The 23,597-nt window shown below is 62.6% G+C and carries 21 protein-coding genes and 1 pseudogene; 4 read left to right on the top strand and 18 right to left on the bottom strand.

Translation table 11 applies throughout. From position 1 onward, the window contains the following. The first annotated feature begins 175 nt into the window (after nt 1–175). Both NKJ00_RS18085 and mazG read left to right on the top strand, forming a co-directional pair. Nucleotides 176–1,360 carry an amino acid aminotransferase gene (locus tag NKJ00_RS18085; protein ID WP_352630629.1) on the top strand — a complete coding sequence of 395 codons (1,185 nt, stop codon included), beginning with the start codon at nt 176–178 and terminating at the stop codon, nt 1,358–1,360. Nucleotides 1,361–1,497: 137 nt separating this feature from the next. Beyond that, nucleotides 1,498–2,322, top strand: coding sequence for a nucleoside triphosphate pyrophosphohydrolase (gene mazG / locus NKJ00_RS18080; RefSeq protein WP_352630627.1), 825 nt, complete (start codon nt 1,498–1,500; stop codon nt 2,320–2,322). Between the two features lie 6 nt (nt 2,323–2,328). Here the strand turns inward: mazG and hflX are convergent, their stop codons facing one another. From hflX to dusB, 8 genes are all read right to left on the bottom strand, one after another. Continuing rightward, nucleotides 2,329–3,720, bottom strand: a complete 1,392-nt coding sequence (gene hflX / locus NKJ00_RS18075) for a GTPase HflX (protein WP_127272395.1) — start codon at nt 3,718–3,720, stop codon at nt 2,329–2,331. Beyond that, a complete protein-coding gene (gene hfq / locus NKJ00_RS18070; RefSeq protein ID WP_006202172.1) occupies nt 3,721–3,966 on the bottom strand; it encodes an RNA chaperone Hfq in 246 nt (81 codons plus the stop codon). A gap of 145 nt (nt 3,967–4,111) precedes the next feature. Continuing rightward, complete coding sequence (locus NKJ00_RS18065) at nt 4,112–4,975, bottom strand: D-amino-acid transaminase (RefSeq protein WP_352630625.1); 864 nt, start codon at nt 4,973–4,975, stop codon at nt 4,112–4,114. Nucleotides 4,976–5,074: 99 nt separating this feature from the next. After that, a complete protein-coding gene (ntrX, locus tag NKJ00_RS18060; protein ID WP_023812026.1) occupies nt 5,075–6,436 on the bottom strand; it encodes a nitrogen assimilation response regulator NtrX in 1,362 nt (453 codons plus the stop codon). Beyond that, on the bottom strand, nt 6,426–8,711 hold the full coding sequence (locus tag NKJ00_RS18055) for a sensor histidine kinase NtrY-like (RefSeq protein WP_023812027.1): 2,286 nt from the start codon (nt 8,709–8,711) through the stop codon (nt 6,426–6,428). The genes ntrX and NKJ00_RS18055 overlap by 11 nt, the downstream gene beginning before the upstream one ends. A gap of 129 nt (nt 8,712–8,840) precedes the next feature. Continuing rightward, nucleotides 8,841–10,301 (bottom strand): nitrogen regulation protein NR(I), encoded by a 1,461-nt coding sequence (gene ntrC / locus NKJ00_RS18050; protein WP_128304454.1) that lies wholly within the window; start codon nt 10,299–10,301, stop codon nt 8,841–8,843. Next, nucleotides 10,298–11,440 carry a two-component system sensor histidine kinase NtrB gene (locus tag NKJ00_RS18045; protein WP_023812029.1) on the bottom strand — a complete coding sequence of 381 codons (1,143 nt, stop codon included), beginning with the start codon at nt 11,438–11,440 and terminating at the stop codon, nt 10,298–10,300. The genes ntrC and NKJ00_RS18045 overlap by 4 nt, the downstream gene beginning before the upstream one ends. After that, nucleotides 11,437–12,465, bottom strand: coding sequence for a tRNA dihydrouridine synthase DusB (dusB, locus tag NKJ00_RS18040; protein ID WP_128304514.1), 1,029 nt, complete (start codon nt 12,463–12,465; stop codon nt 11,437–11,439). Before dusB ends, NKJ00_RS18045 begins: the two co-directional genes overlap by 4 nt. 261 nt (nt 12,466–12,726) lie before the next feature. Between dusB and NKJ00_RS18035 the strand changes: the two genes are divergently transcribed. Beyond that, entirely contained in the window at nt 12,727–13,956 is a 1,230-nt protein-coding gene (locus tag NKJ00_RS18035) for a bifunctional 2-C-methyl-D-erythritol 4-phosphate cytidylyltransferase/2-C-methyl-D-erythritol 2,4-cyclodiphosphate synthase (protein ID WP_352630623.1), read from the top strand. After that, complete coding sequence (locus tag NKJ00_RS18030; protein ID WP_352611734.1) at nt 13,953–14,435, top strand: CinA family protein; 483 nt, start codon at nt 13,953–13,955, stop codon at nt 14,433–14,435. Before NKJ00_RS18035 ends, NKJ00_RS18030 begins: the two co-directional genes overlap by 4 nt. 45 nt (nt 14,436–14,480) lie before the next feature. Here the strand turns inward: NKJ00_RS18030 and plsY are convergent. The 10 genes and pseudogenes from plsY to pdhA all read right to left on the bottom strand — a co-directional run bounded on the left by plsY (nt 14,481) and on the right by pdhA (nt 23,464). Further along, nucleotides 14,481–15,153, bottom strand: a pseudogene (plsY, locus tag NKJ00_RS18025) (glycerol-3-phosphate 1-O-acyltransferase PlsY). Between the two features lie 10 nt (nt 15,154–15,163). Then, on the bottom strand, nt 15,164–15,619 hold the full coding sequence (locus tag NKJ00_RS18020; RefSeq protein ID WP_352630621.1) for a type II toxin-antitoxin system RatA family toxin: 456 nt from the start codon (nt 15,617–15,619) through the stop codon (nt 15,164–15,166). 12 nt (nt 15,620–15,631) lie between these two features. Beyond that, entirely contained in the window at nt 15,632–16,597 is a 966-nt protein-coding gene (lipA, locus tag NKJ00_RS18015; protein ID WP_024505190.1) for a lipoyl synthase, read from the bottom strand. 138 nt (nt 16,598–16,735) lie between these two features. Beyond that, entirely contained in the window at nt 16,736–16,993 is a 258-nt protein-coding gene (locus NKJ00_RS18010) for a GlsB/YeaQ/YmgE family stress response membrane protein (RefSeq protein WP_023812036.1), read from the bottom strand. An 89-nt stretch (nt 16,994–17,082) separates the two neighbouring features. Continuing rightward, nucleotides 17,083–18,528, bottom strand: a complete 1,446-nt coding sequence (lpdA, locus tag NKJ00_RS18005) for a dihydrolipoyl dehydrogenase (protein ID WP_352630619.1) — start codon at nt 18,526–18,528, stop codon at nt 17,083–17,085. 15 nt (nt 18,529–18,543) lie between these two features. Next, nucleotides 18,544–19,179: an SGNH/GDSL hydrolase family protein gene (locus NKJ00_RS18000; protein WP_352630617.1), complete on the bottom strand. Its 636-nt coding sequence runs from the start codon at nt 19,177–19,179 to the stop codon at nt 18,544–18,546. Next, the gene (locus tag NKJ00_RS17995) at nt 19,176–19,592 is read right to left on the bottom strand and encodes a hypothetical protein (protein ID WP_352630615.1); all 417 of its coding nucleotides are present in this window, start codon (nt 19,590–19,592) and stop codon (nt 19,176–19,178) included. The genes NKJ00_RS18000 and NKJ00_RS17995 overlap by 4 nt, the downstream gene beginning before the upstream one ends. Before the next feature lie 14 nt (nt 19,593–19,606). Then, nucleotides 19,607–20,989, bottom strand: coding sequence for a pyruvate dehydrogenase complex dihydrolipoamide acetyltransferase (locus NKJ00_RS17990; RefSeq protein WP_352630613.1), 1,383 nt, complete (start codon nt 20,987–20,989; stop codon nt 19,607–19,609). 18 nt (nt 20,990–21,007) lie between these two features. Beyond that, nucleotides 21,008–22,411 (bottom strand): pyruvate dehydrogenase complex E1 component subunit beta, encoded by a 1,404-nt coding sequence (locus NKJ00_RS17985; protein ID WP_023812041.1) that lies wholly within the window; start codon nt 22,409–22,411, stop codon nt 21,008–21,010. A gap of 15 nt (nt 22,412–22,426) precedes the next feature. Continuing rightward, on the bottom strand, nt 22,427–23,464 hold the full coding sequence (pdhA, locus tag NKJ00_RS17980; protein WP_023812042.1) for a pyruvate dehydrogenase (acetyl-transferring) E1 component subunit alpha: 1,038 nt from the start codon (nt 23,462–23,464) through the stop codon (nt 22,427–22,429). Between the last annotated feature and the right edge of the window lie 133 nt (nt 23,465–23,597).

The raw sequence follows: 23,597 nt of genomic DNA, 5'->3' as shown, positions 1-23,597 counted from the left end.
GCTGGTCATTTTCCCACGCGCATCAATGGGTTCCGCACCGAACCCCGTCCATATCACGGGGAGCGTGCAGGGCAGGCTTCCCGGCACCCCCGTCTCAGGCTGGATCACCTAGCTAAAACCGCTGGCGAAACGCGACCGATTTGCGTATCACTCCGCCGCCATTGGAGCCCTATCGATGTTTGAGACCCTGCAGCCCGCCCCTGCCGACAAGATCCTGGCCCTGATCGGCCTTTATCGTGCCGATCCGCGTCCAGACAAGGTCGATCTCGGTGTCGGCGTCTACAAGGATCGCGACGGCAAGACGCCGGTCATGCGCGCCGTACGCGAAGCCGAAAAGCGGCTCTTGGAGGGTCAGGACACCAAGACCTATCTCGGCCTTGCCGGCGATACCGGCTTCAACACAGTGATGGCCAAGCTCGCCTTCGGTCCAGGCGCCGACATGACGCGCATCCGCGCCGCACAGGCGCCCGGCGGTTCCGGCGCGCTGCGGCTGGTGGCGGAACTGCTGAAGCGGACGCGCTCGGATGCAACCATCTGGCTATCGGATCCGACCTGGCCGAACCACATGCCGGTGATGCGCGCCGCCGGCCTGCAGATCCGTGAATATCCCTATTTCGATGCGGCCTCGGGCGCCGTTCGTTTCGACGACATGCTGGCCGCGTTGCGGACGGCAAAGAGCGGCGACGTCGTGTTGCTGCATGGCTGCTGCCACAACCCGACCGGCGCCAATCTGGATGCGGCACAGTGGGCAGCCGTTACCGATCTGGTCGTCGAGCGCGAGCTGCTGCCGTTTGTCGACATCGCCTATCAGGGCTTTGGCGATGGCCTTGAGGCCGATGCCCTCGGCTTGCGCCTGCTGGCGGCGAAAGTTCCGGAGATGGTGGTGGCGTCGAGCTGCTCGAAGAATTTCGCCGTCTACCGCGACCGCGTCGGCGCGGCGATGATCCTGGCCAGGGACGGCGCACAGGCGGATGTGGCGATGAGCCAGATGCTGTCGGCGGCGCGCGCCATGTATTCGATGCCGCCGGACCATGGTGCGGCGGCCGTGCGCATCGTGCTCGAAGACGCCACCTTGCGCGCCGACTGGGAAGCCGAGCTCGAAGAGATGCGGCTGCGCATGCTCAGGCTTCGGGTGCAATTCGCCGAAGCGTTGCGCCGGCAGTCCAATTCCGACCGCTTCGACTTCGTCGCCAGCCATCGCGGCATGTTCTCCCGCCTTGGCCTCACGGAAGCGCAGGTCGAGCGGCTGCGTGCCGAGCACGGCGTCTACATGGTCGGCGACAGCCGCATCAATGTCGCCGGCCTGCCCGAGGACGGCATGGACGAACTCGCCAAGGCGATCGTTTCGGTTCTTGATTGACGCGGCTCATCTGTGGACAAGGCTTCCGCGCCGGCTGACAGCGTTGGCCGCGCGGCCGGTCGCGGGATAGCATCCGATAGACTGTTTTGACGCAATTCCGGACAGAAAACCGTTTCACACTTCCTGGAATAGCTTGGATGACGCCATCGAAAGACATTTCGCGCCTGATCGAGATCATGGCGGCGCTGCGGGCGCCGAAGACCGGCTGTCCCTGGGACATCGAACAGGATTTCTCGACCATCGCGCCCTACACGATCGAGGAAGCCTATGAGGTGGCGGACGCCATCGCGCGCGGCGACCTTGACGATCTGCGCGACGAGCTCGGCGATCTTCTGCTGCAGGTCGTCTATCACGCACAGATGGCCGAGGAATCCGGTGAATTCGCCTTCCCGGATGTGGTTCAGGCGATCACCACCAAGATGATCCGACGCCATCCGCATGTCTTCGGCGACGAAGAAGCCCGTAGCGCCGGCATGGCCAAGGGCATGTGGGAAAAGATCAAGGCAGAAGAGAAGGCGGAGAAACGAAGCGCCCGCCTCGCGCGTGGTCTCGATCCCGAAGACAATGGCAAGGGGTTTCTGGACAGCGTGCCGGTCGCCCTGCCCGCACTGACCCGGGCGCTGAAACTACAGGAGAAGGCCGCCCGCGTCGGCTTCGACTGGAGCGAGGCGGCGCCCATCCTCGACAAGATCGAGGAAGAGATCGGCGAATTGCGCGAGGCACTGGCCAAGGGCGACACCGCCTCGATCAAGGACGAGTTCGGCGACATGCTGTTTGCCGTCGTCAATCTCGGCCGTCATCTCAAGCTCGATTCCGAAGCAGCGCTGAGCGGCACCAACGAAAAATTCCGCTCGCGCTTCCACTATGTCGAACAGGCATTGGAGAAAGCCGGCAACACGCTGGACAAGGCTGATCTGGCCGAGATGGAAGCACTATGGCAGGAAGCAAAGACTGCGAAGTAAGTTACATTAGCCGTTGTTTTTACGACGCAATCTGCTTTCGATCTCTTCGCGGGCGCTTTGCGTGGCCTTGAGCGAGATGGTGGCGCTGCCGTCATCATTGTCGCTTCGCGAAACGACATCGCCATTGCGGTAAAGCCAGTCGACAAGGCCGAACTGTGCCGGCTCGATCGTCACGGTGAGGTCTTCGAGTTCGCCCGCCATCCGCGTTTCGATGATCGCCTTCAGCGCATCGATGCCCTCGCCGGTCACCGCCGACACCGCGATCGGCGGCGCCTTGTTGGCATCGGCGCCGTCGGCAAGCAGCCGGGTCCGGTTGCCTTCGTCGAGCCGGTCGATCTTGTTCCACACTTCGATCACCCGCTTGGCGTCGCCGGCGTCAACACCGAGGTCGGCCAGGATACGCTCGACATCTTCGGCCTGGGCGGCCGTGTCCGGATCCGAAATGTCGCGCAGATGAAGCACGAGATCGGCCTCGACTACCTCTTCCAGGGTGGCGCGGAAAGCCGCGATCAGATGCGTCGGCAGGTCCGAGATGAAACCGACAGTGTCGGAGAGGATGATCGGCGTGCCATGTGGCAGGCGCACGCGGCGCAGCGTCGGATCGAGCGTAGCGAACAGCATGTCCTGCGCCAGCACGTCTGCTCCGGTCAGCCGGTTGAACAGCGTCGACTTGCCGGCGTTGGTATAGCCGACGATCGCCACCACCGGGAACGGCACCTTCCTGCGCTTGGCGCGGTGCAGGTCGCGCGTGCGCCGCACCGTTTCCAGCTCCTGCTTCAGCTTGATGATCTTTTCCTGCAACTGCCGCCGGTCGGATTCGATCTGCGTTTCGCCGGGGCCCCCGAGAAAGCCGGCGCCACCGCGCTGGCGCTCCAGATGGGTCCAACTGCGCACGAGGCGGCCCTTCTGGTAGTTGAGATGGGCGAGCTCGACCTGCAGCGTGCCTTCCTTGGTGCGCGCGCGCTCGCCGAAGATCTCGAGGATCAGCCCGGTGCGGTCCAGCACCTTGGCGTTCAGCTCTTTCTCGAGATTGCGCTGCTGCACCGGGGTCAGCGGATGGTCGACGACGACCACTTCCGCATGTCCCTCTTTGACGATTTCCGCGAACTCCGCAACCTTGCCGCTGCCGAGCAACGTCGCCGGGCGCGGATCGTTGACGGTCACCACCGCGGTGTGGATCAGATCCAGGTTGATGGCGCGGGCAAGGCCAACTGCCTCGTCATGACGAGCATCAGCCGAACGCATCAACCGAGGACGGTTGGTCTCGTCGTCGTTGCGCTGGTGGCGGGTAAGGACGGGCACAATGACAACGGCCCGGGTCGGGCCCTTGGCTTCCGTCCCGGGATGATGTGTTGGTTTTCCGCGAACGGTGGCGTCCGCGTCTTTCTCACGTGCCAATCAGGCGCCCTGGCTTTCCTCGCCATCGAACATCTGAACCGGCTGGCTCGGCATGATCGTGGAAATGGCGTGCTTGTAGACGAGCTGGGAGTGACCGTCGCGGCGCAGCAGGACACAGAAATTGTCGAACGAAGTGACCACGCCGGTCAGCTTCACGCCGTTGATGAGGAAGATGGTGAGCGGGTTCTTGCTCTTGCGAACTGAATTCAGGAACAGGTCCTGAAGGTTTTGCGATCGTTCCGCCATTGTTCTTGTCTTTCGCCGATCCCCTTCGGTTTGCAAGCCAATGCGCCAAATTAACGGGCGCATGTCAAGCTCGCAAACACCGTCTTGTCGTCAGTAACGACAAGCAGAACGAGATATATTGATGTTCATTCCACCTGTGCGGTTATCAGGCTGGACTTTTTTCCGCAATGTCAAAAAAGGCCTGCCGCAAGGAAAGTGTTATTGAGCCGGGGTGCCCGTTGGCGACCGTATCGCCGTCGATGCTCACCACCGGCATGGCGATTGTCGTTGCGGAGCTGATGAACGCCTCGCGTGCCGCCTTGGCCTCGGCGACGGAAAAGCCGCGCTCCTCGATCTTCAGGCCAAGCTTGGCCGCCACTTCGAACATGGTCGTGCGGGTGATGCCGCGCAAGATGCCGTGCTCGGCCGGCCTGGTGACCAGGACGCCGTCCCGGGTGACGATCCAGGCATTGGACGAGCCGCCTTCTTTTACGTTGCCTTCATCGTCGACGAACCAGGCTTCCTGGGCACCGGCTTCCTTGGCCTTCTGCTTGGCCAATACATTGGGCAGCAGCCCGACGGTCTTGATGTCGACGCGGTCCCAGCGGTTCTCCGGCACGGTGATGACCGCGATGCCGGTCTCGGCTCGCTTCGCTCCAGCCGCTGGGTCGGCCTTCCTGGCGGTGACTACCAGGGCCGGCTTCGTGTCGGCGGAAGGGAAGGCGAAGTCGCGGCTGGCCACGCCGCGCGTCACCTGCACGTAGACCAGGCCATTGGCGACCTGGTTGCGATTGACCACCTCGCGCAGAATGAGTGGCAGCACGCGGGAGGTGACCGGCCAGGCGATCGACAATTCGGTCAGCGAGCGGTTCAGCCGGGACAGATGGCGCGGCATGTCGACGATGAAACCACGCGCCACCTCGCAGACCTCATAGACACCGTCGGCGAACTGATAGCCACGGTCCTCGATATGGACGGCGGCATCGGCGTGCGTGACATAGCGCCCGTTGACATAGGCAATGCGCGGCATGGGCAACCTCTAGATATTCTCGGGGCTTTCTTATGCGATTCCACCGCCGCCGTAACCGGCAAATGCTCGGCCCGGGCGCGGCGGCTGGATATGTCGCGCTCAGACGCCCAGCGACTTCAGCTTGCGATGCAGAGCGGAGCGCTCCATGCCGATGAACTCGGCGGTCTTCGAGATGTTGCCGCCGAACCGGTTGATCTGGGCGATCAGGTAATCCTTCTCGAACTGCTCACGCGCTTCGCGCAACGGCAGCGCCATGATGTGCTGGTCGGATTGATTCGGCGTGCGCGGCATGACATCGCCGATCTCGGCCGGCAACAGGTCGGCGGTGATCGGCGCATCGACGTCGTCGCCGCGCGCAAGGATCATCAGGCGCTCGACATTGTTGCGCAGCTGGCGAACGTTGCCCGGCCAGTTGTGCGCCTGCAGCACGGCCAGCGCGTCGTCGCCGATGCGGCGCGGCTTGATGCCGGCCTGGCGGGCGATCTGCTTCATGAAATTATCGACGAGGTAGGGAATATCCTCGCGCCGCTCGGCCAATCCCGGCACGATGACCGGAACCACCGCGAGGCGATGGTAAAGATCCTCGCGAAAACGCCCGTCGGCAATCATCGCTTCGAGGTTCTGCGAGGTCGAGGAGATGATGCGGACATCGACCTTGACCCGCTTGGTTCCCCCTACCCGCTCGAACTGCTGCTCGACCAGCACGCGCAGGATCTTGTTCTGCGTCTCGCGCGGCATGTCGGCCACCTCGTCGATGTAGAGGATACCGCGATGGGCCTCCTCCAGCGCCCCGACCTTGCGCTCGACGCCATTCGATTCGGTGCCGAACAGCTCGATCTCCATGCGCTCGGGCGTGATGTTGGCGGCGCTCAGCGTCACGAAAGGTGCGCTCTTGCGCGCCGACAGCGTGTGGATGGCGCGCGCGGCCAGTTCCTTGCCCGAGCCAGACGGTCCGATGATCATCACGCGGCTGTTGGTCGGCGCTACGCGTTCGATGGTCTGGCGCAACTGGCTCATCGCCGACGACATGCCGATCAGATCGAAGGTTTCGCCGCTGCGCAGCTTGAGGTCGGAAACCTCGCGCCGCAATTTCGAGGTCTCCAGCGCACGCTCGGCAATAAGGATCAGCCTGTCGGCCTTGAACGGTTTTTCGATGAAGTCATAGGCGCCGCGGCGGATGGCGGAGACCGCCGTTTCGATGTTGCCGTGGCCGGAAATCATCACCACCGGCAAGGTCGGATGCATGGTCTTGATCTCGTCGAGCAGCGCCAGCCCGTCCAGGCGCGAGCCCTGCAGCCAGATATCGAGGAAAATCAGCCGCGGCGCGCGATCAGCTATAGCAGCGAGCGCGCTGTCGGCATCGAATGCCGTGCGGGTTTCGTGACCTTCGTCGCTCAGTATGCCCGCGACGAGTTCACGGATGTCTTCCTCGTCATCGACGATGAGAATATCAGACGCCATTACCGACCTTTTCAGTTTCTCTTTCGTTTTCCGCCCTGCTTTCGCCGCGCGGAGCCGTTGCGGCCGCAGGCGGCAGGATGATGCTGATCATCGCGCCGCGCCCATCGTGGAAGTCCGCTGGAGCATCGTGTAGTTCCAGCCTGCCGCCATGGTCCTCCACGATCTTCTTGACGATAGCGAGGCCAAGTCCGGTGCCCTTCTCGCGTGTGGTCATGTAGGGCTCGAGCAGCCGTTGGCGATTCTCGCGCGGCAGGCCTTTGCCATTGTCGATGACGTCGATTCGAATCGCACCATTCTGGCGCCCGGCTTGAATCCGGATTATGCCGTGCGAACCGTCCTTCTGTTCCAATCCGTCGATGGCCTCGGCGGCGTTCTTGATCACATTGCCGAAAGCCTGCGCCATCAAGCGGCTGTCGAAAGTGCCCTTTAGCGGCTCCGTGCCGAAAATCCGCTCGAAAGTGATGTCGGCGCGGCTGACCTCGACCAGGAACGAGGCCTCACGCAGCGATTCGCGCAGATCTATCGCCTTCATCTCGGGCTTTGGCATGCGCGCGAACGCCGAGAATTCGTCCACCATACGGCCGATATCCTCAACCTGACGGATGATGGTGTCGGTGCATTGGTCGAAAACCTCGCGGTCCTCGGTAATCACCTTGCCGTAACGGCGCTTGATACGTTCGGCCGAGAGCTGGATCGGCGTCAGCGGGTTCTTGATCTCGTGGGCGATACGCCGCGCCACGTCCGCCCAGGCCGACGAGCGCTGCGCCTGAACCAGGTCGGTGATGTCGTCGACCGTCACCACATAGGATTTTTCCTCCGAGCCGTCGTCGCCGGCCTCGATCGTGATCTGCACGTTGAAGGTCCGCTCGGCACCGGCGCGGTAAAAGGTCACCTGCTCACGATAGACGGGTTTGCCGGACTTGCGGCCGATCTCGAAGACGCGGCCGACATGCGGCAGCACGGCGGAAAGATTCTGCCCAAGGGCTGCGCTGGCCGAAATCGCCAGCATCGCCTCGGCCGAGCGGTTGACGATGGTGACGATGCCGTAGGGATCGACGCCGATGACGCCGGCGGTAACGCCGGCAAGCACGGCTTCCGAGAAGCGGCGCCTCTCATCGATCAGGTCCTTGGCGGACAGGATCTCATTGCGCTGCGATTTCAGTTCGAGAAGCATCTTGTTGAACGTATCGCCGAGCGACGCGACATCGCCGTCCGAAGGCCTGACGGGAACCGCGACGTCGAGATTGCCGGTCGCGACCTCGTCGGCGGCGCCGATGAGCTGGCGAATGGGCCGCACCAGACGGTCGGCGACCGCAATGCCGGTCCAGATCGCGGACAGGATAATGATGAGCGTCAACGACAGATAGGGCAGCGCGAAGGCCACCTGAGAGGTACGGCGGTTATCTTCCAGCCCCCGATATTCGTCGGTGTTGGACCTGACGATCTGCCTTGCCTTGATCACTTCGGGGTCGACGAGCCGAATGGTGTAGAGGTAGAGTCCTTCGATCTCCCGCAGCTTGACGATGGCACCCATGATGTTGCGCGTTTTCGGTTCGATCAGCACCGGCTTGCCGTCGGTAGCGCTGGCCACCGCGCCTTCCGGCGGCTCGGGCATGGCGAAATCCGTATCGGTCTTGGCGCTCATGACGAAAGAGCCGTCCGGCTTGATCAGCGCCGCATGGGCCAGCGAACGGCCCACGGCTTCCTTGTTCATCAGGTCGAGAAAGCCGGTACGATCAAGGCCGTAGAGCGTGCGCGACGCATCGAGATCATAGGCCATGGACAGCGTCGTGCCCTGGAGGTTGCGGGCATTTTCCTGGACATAGGCGTCGGCGATCGACAGCGATGAATTGACGATCGTCTTGGTGCGGATCTCGAACCAGCGGTCGAGGCCGATGTCGAGCGTGATCGACGCGATGATGGCCACCATGATGGCTGGAATGGCGGCAACCAGGGCGAACATGGCGACAATGCGCACATGCAGCCGCGAAGCGGCCTTGCCATGCCGGCGCGCCATCAGGATGCGGTGCACCTCACGCCCGACCAGCGCGATAAGAAACAGGACGAAAGCCGTGTTGAGGGCAATCAACGCCAGCGTAGTCGACTCGTTCGGTGTGATCGGCGTGGCGCCAACGAGGATGGCGAACGAGATCGCCGCCGTCATCAGCGCGCCGACGACCGCGATCACGCCTGGCAGCGCAAGCAGCCGGCGCCCGTCACGAGCGCCGGGTTCGCTGAAAAGCGGTTGGTTTGTTGTCGGTGCCTGCGGAGCCATGTCGCCGTCTAGAGCCATGATTGCGTCGGATGTATGCAACGCATTGTGGCGATTATGCAACAAGTGTGACCGAGACGGAAATCTTTCGCGAGCCGATCCCCTGAAAAGAGCGCGGGCTCAGATCAAGGCTCAGCCCTGCCGCGATGATTTGTAGACGTTGACGCCGAGCTCGCGAATCTTCTTGCGCAGCGTGTTGCGGTTCAAGCCCAGCAGTTCCGCAGCCTTGATCTGGTTGCCACGCGTTGCCGTCATCGAGGCCAGGACAAGCGGAAACTCGACCTCGGACAGGATTCGCTGATAGAGCCCGGCAGGAGGCAAGTCGCCGGCAAACGACGCGAAATAGCGCTGCAGGAAATGCTCGACCGCCTGGCCAATCGACAAATCGTCGGGAATGAGGTTACCGCCTCCCGGCACTACGGGGCGCTCGCCGGTCTTCAGCTCGGCCTCGATGATCTCGGCGGAAATTTCGTCCTGCGAATAGAGCGCGGCAAGCCTGCGAACCAGGTTTTCCAGTTCGCGAACATTGCCTGGCCACGGATAGCGCTTCATCAACTCGATGCCGCCGGAAGAAATGCGCTTGGTCTGTAGGCCTTCCATTTCGCCGAGCTTGAAGAAGTGGCGGACGAGGTCCGGCACGTCCTCGGAGCGCTCGCGCAGCGCTGGCAGCCGGAGCGGCACGACATTGAGGCGATAGAAAAGATCCTCGCGGAAAAGCCCCTGGTTGATCAGCGTGCGCAGATCCTTGTTGGTGGCGGCGACGATGCGCACGTCGGTCTTGATCGGCGTGCGTCCGCCAACCGTCGTGTATTCGCCCTGTTGGAGCACGCGCAGCAGCCGCGTCTGCGCCTCCATCGGCATGTCGCCGATTTCGTCGAGGAACAGCGTGCCGCCTTCAGCCTGCTCGAAGCGCCCGGTCGAGCGATTCTGTGCGCCGGTGAAGGCACCCTTCTCGTGACCGAACAGTTCCGATTCGATCAGGTCGCGCGGGATCGCCGCCATATTGATGGCGACGAAGGGGCCGCCGCGGCGGCGGCCATATTCATGCAGCGCGCGCGCCACCAGCTCCTTGCCGGTACCGGATTCGCCCGAGATCATCACCGTCAGGTCGGTCTGCATCATGCGCGCCAGCATGCGGTAGATGTCCTGCATGGCCGCCGAACGGCCGACCAACGGCATCGCGTCTGGCTGTTCTTCAGGCCGCGGATCGATCTTCGGCCGCCGCGGCTCGGAAAGCGCGCGGTTGACGATGTTGAGCAGCTCGGTCAAGTCGAACGGCTTCGGCAGATATTCATAGGCGCCGGTTTCGGACGCGCGGATGGCCGTCATGAAGGTGTTCTGGGCGCTCATGACGATGACCGGCAGCTCCGGCCGCGCCTTCTTGATGCGCGGCAGCATGTCGAAGGCGTTCTCGTCCGGCATGACCACATCGGTGATGACAAGGTCGCCCTCGCCCGCCGCCACCCAGCGCCACAAAGTCGAAGCATTGGAGGTGACGCGCACCTCGTGGCCGGCGCGCGAAAGCGCCTGGTTGAGGACGGTACGGATCGCCGCGTCGTCGTCGGCGACGAGAATATTGCCGCGAACGGTCATTTGCGGTCTCCTTCACCGTCATCATCGGCGCCGTTTGGCGCTTCTTTCCAGGCCGGCATCAGGATGCGGAATGTGGTGCCGCGCGGCGTCGATTCGCATTCGATGATGCCGCCATGCTCGCCGACGATCTTGGCGACCAGCGCAAGACCCAACCCGGAGCCGTTCGGCTTGGTGGTGATGAACGGGTCGAACAGGATCGGCAAGATGTCTTCGGAGACGCCGGAGCCATTGTCGCGCACGCAGAATTCCAGCGGCAGCGACACGCGGTCCTGCGTGCCCGGAACGGAAACACGGATGCCTGGCCGGAAGGCGGTCGACAGCACGATCTCGCCCTGCGGGTCGCTGCCGATCGCCTCGGCGGCGTTCTTGACCAGGTTGAGGAACACCTGGATCAACTGGTCGCGGTTGGCAAACACCGGAGGCAACGAAGGATCATAATCCTCCAATATCTTGATTCTCTTGGCAAAACCGTTCTTGGCGATCGCCTTCACATGGTCGAGAACGACATGGATGTTGACGGGGTAGCGGTCGATCGGCCGCTCGTCGGAAAACACCTCCATGCGATCGACCAGCGACACGATGCGGTCGGTCTCGTCGGTGATCAGCCGCGTCAGCGCGCGGTCTTCGTCGGAAGCCGACAGTTCGAGCAGCTGGGCAGCGCCGCGGATGCCTGAGAGCGGGTTCTTGATCTCATGGGCAAGCATTGCCGCCAGACCGGTCACCGAACGTGCGGCACCCCGATGCGTCATCTGCCGGTCGATCTTGTCGGCCATCGACCGTTCCTGGAACATAACCACCACCGAGCCCGGAAATTCCGGTACCGGCGCGACGTAGAGATCGACGACCTTCTCGATGCCGAGCCGCGGCGACGACACATCGACGCGGTACTCGTTGACCGGGGCCCGGCGCTCGCGCACCTGGTCCACCAGTGTCAGCAGCGGGCTGCCGAAGGGAATGAGTTTTGACAGCGTGTTGCGGGCGAGCATGGTCGCGCTCGAACGAAAGAAGTCTTCCGCGTCGGCGTTGGCGAAGGTGATGAACCCCTCCTCGCTGATCATGATCACCGGGCGGCGGATGGTGTTGAGCACGATTTGGGCGGCATCCGCCATTTCGGCGCCCTGGCCGGCGGCGGCGTTCATGCGGCGCTCCGCAGGTTCAAGGGTTGCGGATCGCGCGAAAACGCATCGCGCAGCAAGGCAATGACGCGCGCGGGTTCGAATGCGGTCAGTATAGCCTTTCGGCTGTCGTCGGCGACGCCGCCGGCATGCCGATCAAGATACCAGCCAAGATGCTTGCGCGCCTGGCGCAGGCCGCTTTCGGCGCCGTAGAGCGCCAGCATGTCCTCATAGTGGGCCACGATGTAGTCGGCGAGCGCCGTCGAGTCCCGTGGCATGTTTGGCGTCGCCTCGCCGGTCGCCGCGGCCGCAATGCCGCCTGCGATCCAGGGCGCGCCATAATGGGCACGGCCGATCATCACGGCGTCGGCACCCGATTGATCGAGAATGTCGGCCGCTTCCGCCGGCGAAGAGACGTCACCATTGGCGACGACCGGGATGGACACGGCTTCCTTGACGCGGGCGATGGCGCGCCAGTCGGCCTTGCCCTGGTAGAACTGGCAGCGCGTGCGGCCGTGCACGGTCACCATGCTGACACCGGCCTGCTCGGCGCGGCGCGCCAGCATCGGCGCGTTGAGCGCGCCTTCGTCCCAGCCAAGCCGCATCTTGACCGTCACCGGCACCTCGACCGCGCCGACCACCGCGTCGATCAGCGACAGTGCATGGTCGAGATCCAGCATCAATGCCGAGCCGGCATAGCCGCCGGTGACCTTCTTGGCCGGGCAGCCCATGTTGATGTCAATGATGTCAGCGCCCTCGCCGGCGGCTATACGCGCGCCTTCGGCCATGTGCACCGCCTCGCGGCCTGCTAGCTGAACCATATGGACGGGCAGGCCGGAGTGGCGTATGCGCAGGTTGAAACCGGCCCTGCCCTTGGCGAGCTCTCCGCTGGCAACCATTTCGGACACGACCAGGCCCGCTCCATGCGCGTGGGCACGCTGCCGGAACGGCTCGTCCGTAATCCCCGACATCGGTGCGAGGAACACGCGATTGCGGATTCTCACACCACCGACATCGAGCGGCCCTGCCAATTTGGTCAAGTCAGGCAATTTGGTCAAGTTAACCATGCACAAAAACCAAGCATCTTCATTCGTTGCACATTCTCTAGCCAGAACTGGCGCAATGTGCAACGCGGAATGACGCCACATCAAGGCGCAATTGGGAAAATGCTGGCCTTCGGCTTTGGCCGCGACGAAAGCGCCGCACGTCCCTCGGGACGCGCAAGGACGCTTTGGAATTTCATACTTAGCGCACGATCTTTCCGAAAACCGATTACACTTTTCGGGATCGTGCGCTAGGACCAAACGGGCATGACTGACGCAAGTCAAAATCACGTTTCGGATGCGGATGGCAAGGTCGCGGTGGTGATCGTTGCGGCCGGCCGTGGCGCGCGCGCCGGACAGGCCAACGGACCGAAGCAATATCAACACATTGGCGGCTTTGCCGTCATTGCACACACGCTGGACATTTTTCTGGCCCACCCGCGGACCAGCGAGATCGTCGTCGCCATTCATGCCGATGACCACGAGCTGTTCCGGCAGGCGGCGGGCGCCAATGTAGAGCGCGTCACCGCCATCATGGGCGGGGCGACGAGGCAGGAATCCGTCCGGCTCGGCCTGCTTGCCCTTAGAGGCCACGCGCCGGCGCAGGTTCTGATCCACGACGCCGTCCGCCCGTTTGTCGATGCGGACCTGATAGATCGCACCATCGCCGCCATCGGCGAGCGCGAGGGCGCGTTGCCCGCTTTGCCCGTCGCCGACACGCTGAAGCGCGAATCGGCCTCCGGCGTGGTTGGCGAAACCGTATCGCGCAGCGGGCTTCACGCGGCGCAAACGCCACAAGGCTTTCCGTTCTGGCCCATTCTTGCTGCGCACGAGAAAGCCCATCATCTGGGAAAAGTGGATTTTACCGACGATGCCGCGATCGCCGAATGGGCGCATATTCCGGTCAAGATCGTTCCGGGCTCGCCGGACAATGTCAAACTCACCTGGGCACGGGATATTGCGATGGCGGACCAGCGGCTTTCCGGCGAACGCGTGCGCTTTCCCGATATCCGTACCGGCAATGGCTACGACGTCCACGCCTTCGAACCGGGAGACCATGTCACGCTGTGTGGCGTCGCCATAGCGCACGACAAGAAGCTGTCCGGCCATTCCGACGCCGATGTCGGTCTGCACGCCTTGACCGATGCGCTGCTGGCGACTTGCGGCGCAGGCGACATCGGCACGCATTTCCCGCCGTCCGACCCGCAGTGGAAAGGTGCTGCGTCGCGCATATTCGTCGAGCATGCGGCAAGGCTGGTGCGCGCGCGCGGCGGCCGCATCGCCAATGCCGACATCACGCTGATCTGCGAAGCGCCGCGCGTCGGGCCGCATCGCGAGGCCATGACCGCAGCCCTTTCTCAGATGCTGGCGATTACGCCGGATCGCATCTCGATCAAGGCCACAACCAATGAGAAGCTCGGCTTTGTCGGGCGCGAGGAAGGCATAGCGGCGATTGCCACCGCCAGCGTGGTGTTTCCCGGCGAGGTGCCGGAATGAGCAACAACGAGCTGGCAAATGCGCTGCTGCAAGCCTGCCAGAAGCGCGGCATCATGCTAGCAACGGCGGAAAGCTGCACCGGCGGCATGATCATCTCCGCGCTCACCGACATCGCCGGTTCCTCGGCCGTGGTCGATCGCGGCTTCATCACCTATTCCAACGAGGCCAAGATGGACATGCTCGGTGTCTCCGCCGCCACGCTTGAGGCGCACGGCGCGGTTTCGCGCGAGACGGCGATCGAGATGGCAACAGGCGCGCTTGTCCGTTCGCGCGCCGGGCTGACCCTGGCGGTCACCGGCATTGCCGGGCCTGGCGGCGGTTCGGCGGGAAAACCGGTCGGCCTGGTCTGGTTCGGGGTTGCGCTGGACGGCCGACCGATTGTCGCCGAGCACCAGCTCTTTGCAGACAAAGGCCGCGATTTCATTCGTCGCGAAACGGTCCGGCAAGCGCTGGAACTGGGCCTACAAGCACTCGGATAGGGTTATAAAAACGTTGGGCGGGCGGGCCCGAAAGCTGGATTGCGGTTACGTTTTCGATTCCGGGCTGCTTTGCCCTAAGCGTGGCTCCGTCCCAGCCAGCAGCCGCTGAATGTTGGCACGATGGCGCGCAATCACGTAGATGCTGCCCGCAATCACCAGCAACCGATAGGCCAACGGTTGCTCCAGGCCACAGATGAGGGCGATCGCGGTCAACGCCGCTACCATCGAACTCAGGGAAACTATCCGAGACGTAGCCAGCACAGCACCAAAAGCCGCCGCAGCCCCCACACCTACCGGCCAAGACAGAGCCAGCAACACGCCAACCCGTCGCAGCGGATTTGCCACCTGTAAAATTCAGCCAGATCGAACGGCCATGTCCCAACAACACGGCAATTCCGGCCAGGCAAACAGCCCAAGGCACCCAGGTTTGCAGGTCAAGCGGGGTCGATGGCGTAACCAACGGCAACGTGATGAACCAGGGATAGAACCAGCGGGCAAAAACGATCGCCGCCGCGCCTTTCAGCACATCCAGCAGCAACACCACCAACGCAGGCCATTTTCCCAAGACCCGCAAGACGTTCGTTGCCCCGGTGGATTTGGAGCCATGCTCCCGGATATCGATGCCCTTGAGCAGCTTCCCCGCCAGATGACCCGTGGGCATGGTACCGAAGAGATAGGCGATTGCCAGTCCAACGGTGCTCGCTATCCAGAAAAGCATGCGCAGGGCCTCAAGACGGTTTTGCACCGTAGATGACGTCGGCGCGCTTCTCAAAGGCTTCGGCGAACATGCGGAAGGCGCGGTCGAACATGGTCCCCATGACCGCGCCCAGAATACGGCTCTTAAACTCGTAGTCGATGAAGAAGCGGACGGCGCAACCGGCGCCGTCGGGTTCGAAACGCCAGACATTGCTCAGATATTTGAACGGCCCGTCGATGTATTTCACGTCGATAGTGTTCTCGTCGGGCTTCAGCAGCACCTGCGTCGTGAAGGTTTCGCGGATCGCCTTGTAGCCGATGCTCATGTCGGCAAGGAGAACGGTGCGTCCGTCACGCTCCTTGCGCGAGCGAACCGTCAGCGCTTCGCAAAGCGGCAGGAATTGCGGATAGGATTCAACATCGGCGACCAAAGCGAACATCTGCTCGGGTGTATGGGATACGCGTCGGGTGGCTTCGAATTTTGGCATGAAACCAGCTGATTAAGCTGATTTCTTGAGAATCGCTTCCCGTGCCGCGCGCAGCTTGGCGAAATCGTCGCCGGCGTGATGCGATGAACGCGTCAGCGGGCTAGACGCCACCAGCAGGAAACCCTTGGTCCGGCCGATCGTCTCGAAGGACTTGAATTCCTCCGGCGTGACGAAGCGGATCACCGGATGGTGCTTCTTCGACGGCTGCAAATATTGGCCGATGGTCATGAAGTCGACATTGGCCGAACGCAGATCGTCCATCAACTGCAGGATTTCATTCCGTTCTTCGCCCAGCCCCACCATGATGCCGGACTTGGTGAAGATCGACGGGTCGAGCTCCTTGACCCGCTGCAACAGCCGGATCGAGTGGAAATAGCGGGCGCCCGGACGAACCGTCAGATAGTTCGAAGGCACGGTCTCCAGATTGTGGTTGAAGACGTCGGGCTTGGCCGCCACGACGATCTCCAGCGCGCCGTCCTTGCGCAGGAAGTCGGGCGTCAGGATTTCGATCGTCGTCAACGGCGTTGCCGCCCGGATGGCGCGGATGACCTCGGCAAAATGCTGCGCACCGCCATCGGCGAGATCGTCGCGGTCGACCGAGGTGATGACCACATGGGTAAGGCCCATCTGCTTGACCGCGTGTGCGACACGGGCCGGTTCATCCGGGTCAAGAGCGGTAGGAATGCCTGTGGCGACATTGCAGAAGGCGCAGGCGCGGGTGCAGATCTCGCCCATGATCATGAAGGTGGCGTGCTTCTTTTCCCAGCACTCGCCGATGTTGGGACAGCCGGCCTCTTCACAGACCGTCACCAGCTTGTGCGACTTGACGATTTCGCGCGTTTCGGCATAGCCCTTCGACATCGGCGCCTTGACGCGGATCCAGTCGGGCTTGCGCAGCACATCCTGGTCGGGCTTGTGCGCCTTTTCCGGATGCCGCAGGCGCGGTGCGTTGGCGATCGTATCGAGGACAGTGACCATCGGGAAACCTGGTTCATTGGCGAGCGCCAGTCAGGCGTTCGTTGTCATAAGTTCATTTAGGACTTTTCGGCGCAAAGAAAAAGGCCGCTGCGGCGCATGCCGCAACAGCCTTTTTCGCATGGCAGCTCTTCAGTGATGTTAACGGCGCACCAGGCGTCCTGCCCAGATCAGCAGGCACGCTCCGATAAAACCGGTGATCAAATAGGCAATCCAGCCAACCCCGAACGGGCCGAAATTGAGAGCCTGCAGAATGGCGTTCAGCACGACCGCGCCAACGATACCCATAACGATGTTCATGAAGATGCCGGTGTTGCTCTTCATGAACATTTCGGCGAACCAGCCTGCCAGACCGCCGATAATGATGGCTGCTATCCAGCCGACGCCATTCAAATGCATATGCCTTCTCCTTGTGTGATGCGTGAAAACGCATCCGCAAACGAACTGGCTTGCCGCCGGGTTCCATCTGTAGCAGCGCTTTCAATCTATCACGCGTTGAGCGCGCGGCCATAGGCGTCGAGCACGCTTTCCTTCATCATCTCCGACAGCGTCGGGTGCGGGAAGATGGTGTGCATCAGCTCTTCCTCGGTCGTCTCCAGGTTCATCGCCACGACAAAGCCCTGGATCAGTTCGGTCACTTCGGCCCCGACCATGTGCGCACCGAGCAGCTGGCCGGTCTTCTTGTCGAAGATGGTCTTGATGAAGCCCTGGTCCTCGCCCAGCGCGATGGCCTTGCCATTGGCGGCGAACTGGAAGCGCCCGACGCGGATGTCCTTGCCTTCGGCCTTGGCCTTGGCTTCCGTCAGGCCAACCGAGGCGACCTGCGGATTGCAGTAGGTGCAGCCCGGAATCCTCAGCTTGTCGGTGGCATGCACGCCGGGAAAATCAGCGATCTTTTCGATGCAAACGACGCCCTCATGTTCAGCCTTGTGGGCGAGCATCGGTGGGCCCGCGACATCGCCGATGGCGTAGATGCCCGGCACATTGGTCTTGCCGTAACCATCGATAACGACGCAGCCACGCTCCGTCTTCACGCCGAGCGCCTCGAGCCCGAGGCCCTCGATGTTGCCCTGGACGCCGACGGCCGAGATCATGCGGTCGGCGGTGATCTTCTCAACCTTGCCGTCCTTCATCTCGACATGCGCGGTGACCGAGTTCGCACCCTTCTCAACCTTGGTCACCTTGGCTTCGAGGATGATCTTCATGCCTTGCTTCTCGAACTGCTTTTGCGCGAATTTCGAGACTTCGGCGTCCTCGACCGGCATCACCGCCGGCAGCAATTCGACCACGGTCACATCGGCGCCCATGGTGCGGTAGAAGGAGGCGAATTCGATGCCGATGGCGCCTGACCCCATGACCAATAGCGACTTCGGCATTTCCTTTGGCACCATGGCCTCGAAATAGGTCCAGATCAGTCTGCCGTCAGGCTCCATGCCGGGCAGCGCGCGTGGTCGCGCGCCGGTGGCCAGGATGATGTGCTTGGCGGTGTAGGCGCCCTCGCCCTTGACGCCTTTCGGCACCGGCGGCTGCGGCTCCATCGGCTTCTTGGCCGTCTTGGACACGACGATTTCGCCGGGCTTCGACAGCTTGGCTTCGCCCCAGATGACGTCGACCTTGTTCTTCTTCATCAGGAAGGCAACGCCGCCATTGAGCCTCAGCGAGACTTTTCGCGAGCGGTCGACCACGGCAGCGGTGTCGGCGCTGACCTTGCCGTCCAACTTCAGGCCGTAATCCTTCAGGTGATCCGAATAATGCATGATCTCGGCCGAGCGCAGCAGCGCCTTGGTCGGGATGCAACCCCAGTTGAGGCAGATGCCGCCGAGATGCTCGCGCTCGACAATCGCCGTCTTGAAGCCAAGCTGGGCGGAACGCACCGCGGTGACATAGCCGCCGGGGCCGGAGCCGATGATGATGACGTCGTAGTTCTCAGCCACGGTTTTTCTCCTTATTCATAATTCGAGCATGACGCGCACCACCGGTGTCAGCGCCTCGCCGATGTTTCGCGTGTTTTCGGCGTCGAGGTGGACGCCATCAAGCGGTGTGGTTTGCGCCACGCTGCCGGCGTCGAAGAAGCCGCAGCCGGCCTGATCGGCGAGCGCGGCATATTGCGGTGCCAAAAACTTCGAGGCGTCGTCGCCGCCGGCAAACATTTCCTTGAATTCGGCATTTTCGGTGCGGCTGACGACAGGCGGCGAAACGATCAGGATCTGCGGCGCCGGCCAGTCGAACGGATAGTCGTGACCGCGCACGATGTCGATCAGCCGCTGGATGCCCTGCTTGGCCGCGACGGGATTGCCGTGGATCCACGGCTTCATGTCGTTGGCGCCGAGCATGATGACAATCAGGTCGATCGGCGCATGGGTCGTCAGCACCGTTGGCAGCAGTCTGGCGCCATTGCGATCAGCACCGGCCAGATGGTCGTCGAAGGCGGTGGTGCGGCCATTGAGGCCATCGGCTATCACTTGCACGGCGACGCCGAGTCCGGCCTGCAACACGCTTGGCCAGCGGTCTTCCAGCGGGTGACGACCACCTTCGGCGTTGTAGCCCCAGGTCAGCGAGTCGCCGTAGCAAAGAACCGTCTTCATGCGCCCACCTGTGCCTTGACCAAACCGCGTCCCACCCGCCAGCGCACGAACAGCCAGTGAACCAGCACAGTGATCAGGTTCGGCAAAACCAAGCCGGCGACGATCGGCATGTCACCGCCCCACTGGCGCTTATCGACCGGCTGAGAGAACGTCCAACCGATCAGGCCGAGCCCGATCAGCACGAACAGGACAATTGCGCAGAGGCCCAGCCAGTTGATGATCGTCGGTGCGTTCGAAAAAAGCTGCGCGATGAAAAACACGATCGTCGCGACAATGGTGACAAGCACCGATGTCATGAACACCAGAATGTATTCTTCCTGCGCATGGGTTGCGACCGCCAGCTGTTGAGCAACCAGGCCGCCTGCCAATCCTGACAGGAAAAACGCCATGAGGGAGGTGAAGAATATCCGCACCGCCCTCTCCTGTCCTAAACCAGCATGCCCATCGGGTTTTCGATCAGCCGCTTGAAGGCGACCAGCAGTTCAGCCCCCAGCGCACCGTCGACGGCGCGATGATCGGTCGACAGCGTCACCGACATCACGGTCGCGATCTTGATCTCGCCATTCTTGACCACTGCCCGCTCTTCGCCCGCACCGACGGCCAGGATGGTCGCATGCGGCGGGTTGATGACGGCGGCAAAGTCCTTGATGCCGAACATGCCGAGGTTGGACACCGCCGTGGTGCCGCCCTGATACTCTTCCGGCTTCAGCTTGCGGCTGCGTGCACGGCTGGCCAGATCCTTCATCTCGTTGGAGATGGTGGACAGCGTCTTTTCGTCGGCCTTGCGGATAATCGGCGTGATCAGCCCACCGGGGATCGACACGGCAACACCGACATCGGCGTGCTTGTGCTTGACCATGGCGCTTTCGGTCCATGAGGCATTGGCATCCGGCACCGCCTTCAGCGCCATGGCCATTGCCTTGATCACCATGTCGTTGACCGACAGCTTGTAGGCCGGCGCCTCGCCCTTGTCGGTCTTCTTCACTGGCGCTGCCGCATTGATCTGCGTGCGCAGCGCCAACAGCGCATCGAGTTCGCAGTCGAGCGTCAGGTAGAAATGCGGGATGGTCGTCTTGGCCTCGACCAGCCGGCGCGCAATGGTCTTGCGCATATTGTCATGCGGGACGAGATCGTAGGAGCCAGCCTCGAACAGCTTCAGCACCTGATCGTCGGACATCGCCTTCACAGCAGGAGCAGTTGCCGGAGCCCCGGCGGGTGCTGCCTTGGCGGCAGGCTTGGCGCCGCCACCGGCAATCGCGGCGTCGATATCTGCCTTGACGACGCGGCCATGCGGGCCGGTGCCGGTCACGGCAGACACATCGACGCCGGCTTCCCTGGCGATGCGACGTGCGAGCGGCGAGGCGAAGGTGCGCTCGCCGGCCGCATGACCATTGGCAACTGGAGCCGCCTCTGCCTTGGGTGCGGTCGCGACCGGTTCCGCCTTTGATGCTTCCGCCTTTGATGCTTCCGCCTTTGGTGCGTCAGCCTTGGGCTCCTCCGCTTTCGGCGCCTCGGCTTTCGCTGGTGCGGCACCGCCACCGCTTTTCGCGACGGCGCCTGCATCCTCGCCCTCTCCGGCGAGCACGGCGATCAGCGCATTGACCTTGACGCCCTCGGTGCCGGCGGGAACGACGAGCTTTGCAACCGTGCCCTCATCGACAGCTTCGACTTCCATCGTCGCCTTGTCGGTCTCGATCTCGGCAATGACATCGCCCGGCGAAACCTTGTCGCCTTCCTTGACGAGCCACTTGGACAGATTGCCCTCTTCCATCGTGGGCGACAGGGCCGGCATGGTGATGTTGATTGGCATTTTGTCCTCCCGCCCGGTTCAGCGATACGTGACGGCTTTGACCGCCTCGATGACTTCGCCGACATTCGGCAACGCCAGCTTCTCGAGGTTGGCCGCATAAGGCATCGGCACATCCTTGCCGGCGATGGTGATGACCGGCGCGTCCAGAAAGTCGAAGGCGCGCTGCGACACCTGGTTGGCGATATGGTCGCCGACCGAGTTCTGCGGATAACCTTCCTCCACCACCACCAGGCGGTTGGTCTTCTTGACCGAGGCGATGATGGTGTCGAGATCGAGCGGCCGGATCGTGCGCAAGTCGATGATCTCGGCATCGATGCCAAGGCCACGCAGTTCCGCTTCAGCCTTGACCGCATAGGTCATGCCGATGCCGAAGGAGACGATGGTGACATCCTTGCCTGATTTATGGATGCGCGCCTTGCCGATCGGCAACACGAAATCGTCCAGCTTCGGCACGTCGAAGGACTGACCGTAAAGGATTTCATTCTCGAGGAAGATGATTGGGTTCGGATCGCGGATCGCTGCCTTCAGCAAGCCCTTGGCGTCAGCGGCGGTGTAGGGCATCACCACTTTCAGGCCCGGAATGTGGCTGTACCAGGCGGCATAGCACTGCGAGTGCTGGGCAGCGACGCGTGCGGCGGCACCGTTCGGTCCACGGAACACGATCGGCGCGCCCATCTGGCCGCCGGACATATAGAGCGTCTTGGCGGCCGAGTTGATGATCTGGTCGATCGCCTGCATGGCGAAGTTGAAGGTCATGAACTCGACGATCGGCTTCAGGCCGGCCATCGCCGCACCCACGCCAACGCCGGCAAAGCCATGCTCGGTGATCGGCGTATCGACGACGCGCCGCGGCCCGAATTCCTGCAGCAGGCCCTGCGTGATCTTGTAGGCGCCCTGGTATTCGGCAACCTCCTCGCCCATGACGAAGACATCGCCGTCGCGGCGCATTTCCTCGGCCATCGCATCGCGCAGCGCTTCGCGCACCGTGGTGGAGACCATCTCCGTGCCGGCCGGAATGTCCGGATCGGCGGCGATCTCCGTCTTCGGGGCGGCAGCCACCGGTGCGGCGGCCGGCTTTGTGGCCTCCGCCTTGTCCTCTGCTGCGGCCGGAGCCTCTGCCTTTGCAGGTGCTTCCGCCTTGGCGGGCGCCGCAGACTTGCCGATATCCCCGGCACTTTCGCCGTCCTGCAGCAGCACGGCGATCGGTGTGTTGACCTTGACGCCTTCGGTACCGGCGGCGATCAGGATCTTGCCCAGCGTGCCTTCGTCAACAGCTTCGACTTCCATCGTCGCCTTGTCGGTCTCGATCTCGGCGATAACGTCGCCGGCGACGACCTTGTCGCCCTCGTTCTTCAACCACTTGGAAAGATTGCCCTCTTCCATGGTCGGCGAGAGAGCGGGCATGAGAATTTCGATCGGCATGTCCTTGCCCTCCCGTTACAATACGATATCGGTCCAGAGCTCGGACGGATCCGGCTCCGCGTCGTTCTGGGCAAATTCGGCGGCGTCGGCGACGATGTCGCGGACCTCCTTGTCGATGGTCTTGAGCTCGTCCTCGGTCGCCCACTTCTTTTCCATCAGCCGTGCCTTGACCTGCTCGATCGGGTCATGGTCCGAGCGCATCTTCTGCACTTCTTCCTTGGAGCGGTATTTTGCCGGATCGGACATCGAGTGACCGCGGTAGCGGTAGGTCTGCATTTCGAGAATGATCGGCCCGTTGCCGGCGCGGCACCATTCGGTCGCCTGGTCGGCGGCAGCCTTGACAGCGCGCACGTCCATGCCGTCGACCTGGATGCCCGGGATCTTGAACGAGGCACCACGATGCGAAAAGTTGGTTTCCGCCGAAGAGCGCGACACCGAGGTGCCCATCGCATAGCGGTTGTTCTCGATGATGTAGATCACCGGCAGCTTCCACAGCGAGGCCATGTTGAAGCTTTCATAGACCTGGCCCTGGTTGGCCGCGCCGTCGCCGAAATAGGTCAGCGAGACATTGTTGTTGTCGCGGTAGCGGTTGGCAAAGGCGAGACCAGTACCAAGAGACACCTGCGCACCGACGATGCCGTGGCCGCCGTAAAAGTGCTTTTCCTTGGAGAACATGTGCATGGAGCCGCCCTTGCCCCGGGACAAGCCGCCCCGACGCCCGGTCAGCTCGGCCATGACGCCGCGCGGCGACAGCTCCATCGCCAGCATGTGGCCGTGGTCGCGATAGGCGGTGATCATCTGATCGCCGTCGATCAGCGCCATCTTCATGCCGGTGACGACCGCTTCCTGGCCGATATAGAGGTGACAGAAGCCGCCGATGAAACCCATGCCGTAAAGCTGGCCGGCCTTTTCCTCGAAACGACGGATGAGCAGCATGTGCCGGTAGGCGGCAAGCTCTTCATCCTTGGTGAACTCGGCGGGCTTGGGGGCGGAAAGCCCCGATTTGCCGTCGGATTTGGATTTGGCAGGCGCTTTTCTGGCTGCGGTGGCCATGCATCACTCCCTGTTGGCGTCTCTTCGTGGACATTAGAGCAGGATGAAATCTGCTCTGGGGAGATCAGCTCCTCCCCACCGATTTTAGGGAGGCTAACACGCGTCAAAGCGTTGCGCCATGCCGAATTTGCAT

It is taken from the genome of Mesorhizobium sp. M0227 (genome assembly GCF_040321855.1).
GTDB lineage: Bacteria > Pseudomonadota > Alphaproteobacteria > Rhizobiales > Rhizobiaceae > Mesorhizobium.
The sequence above is the reverse complement of the archived record's forward strand: the minus strand, read 5'-3'. Positions and strand labels throughout refer to the sequence as shown.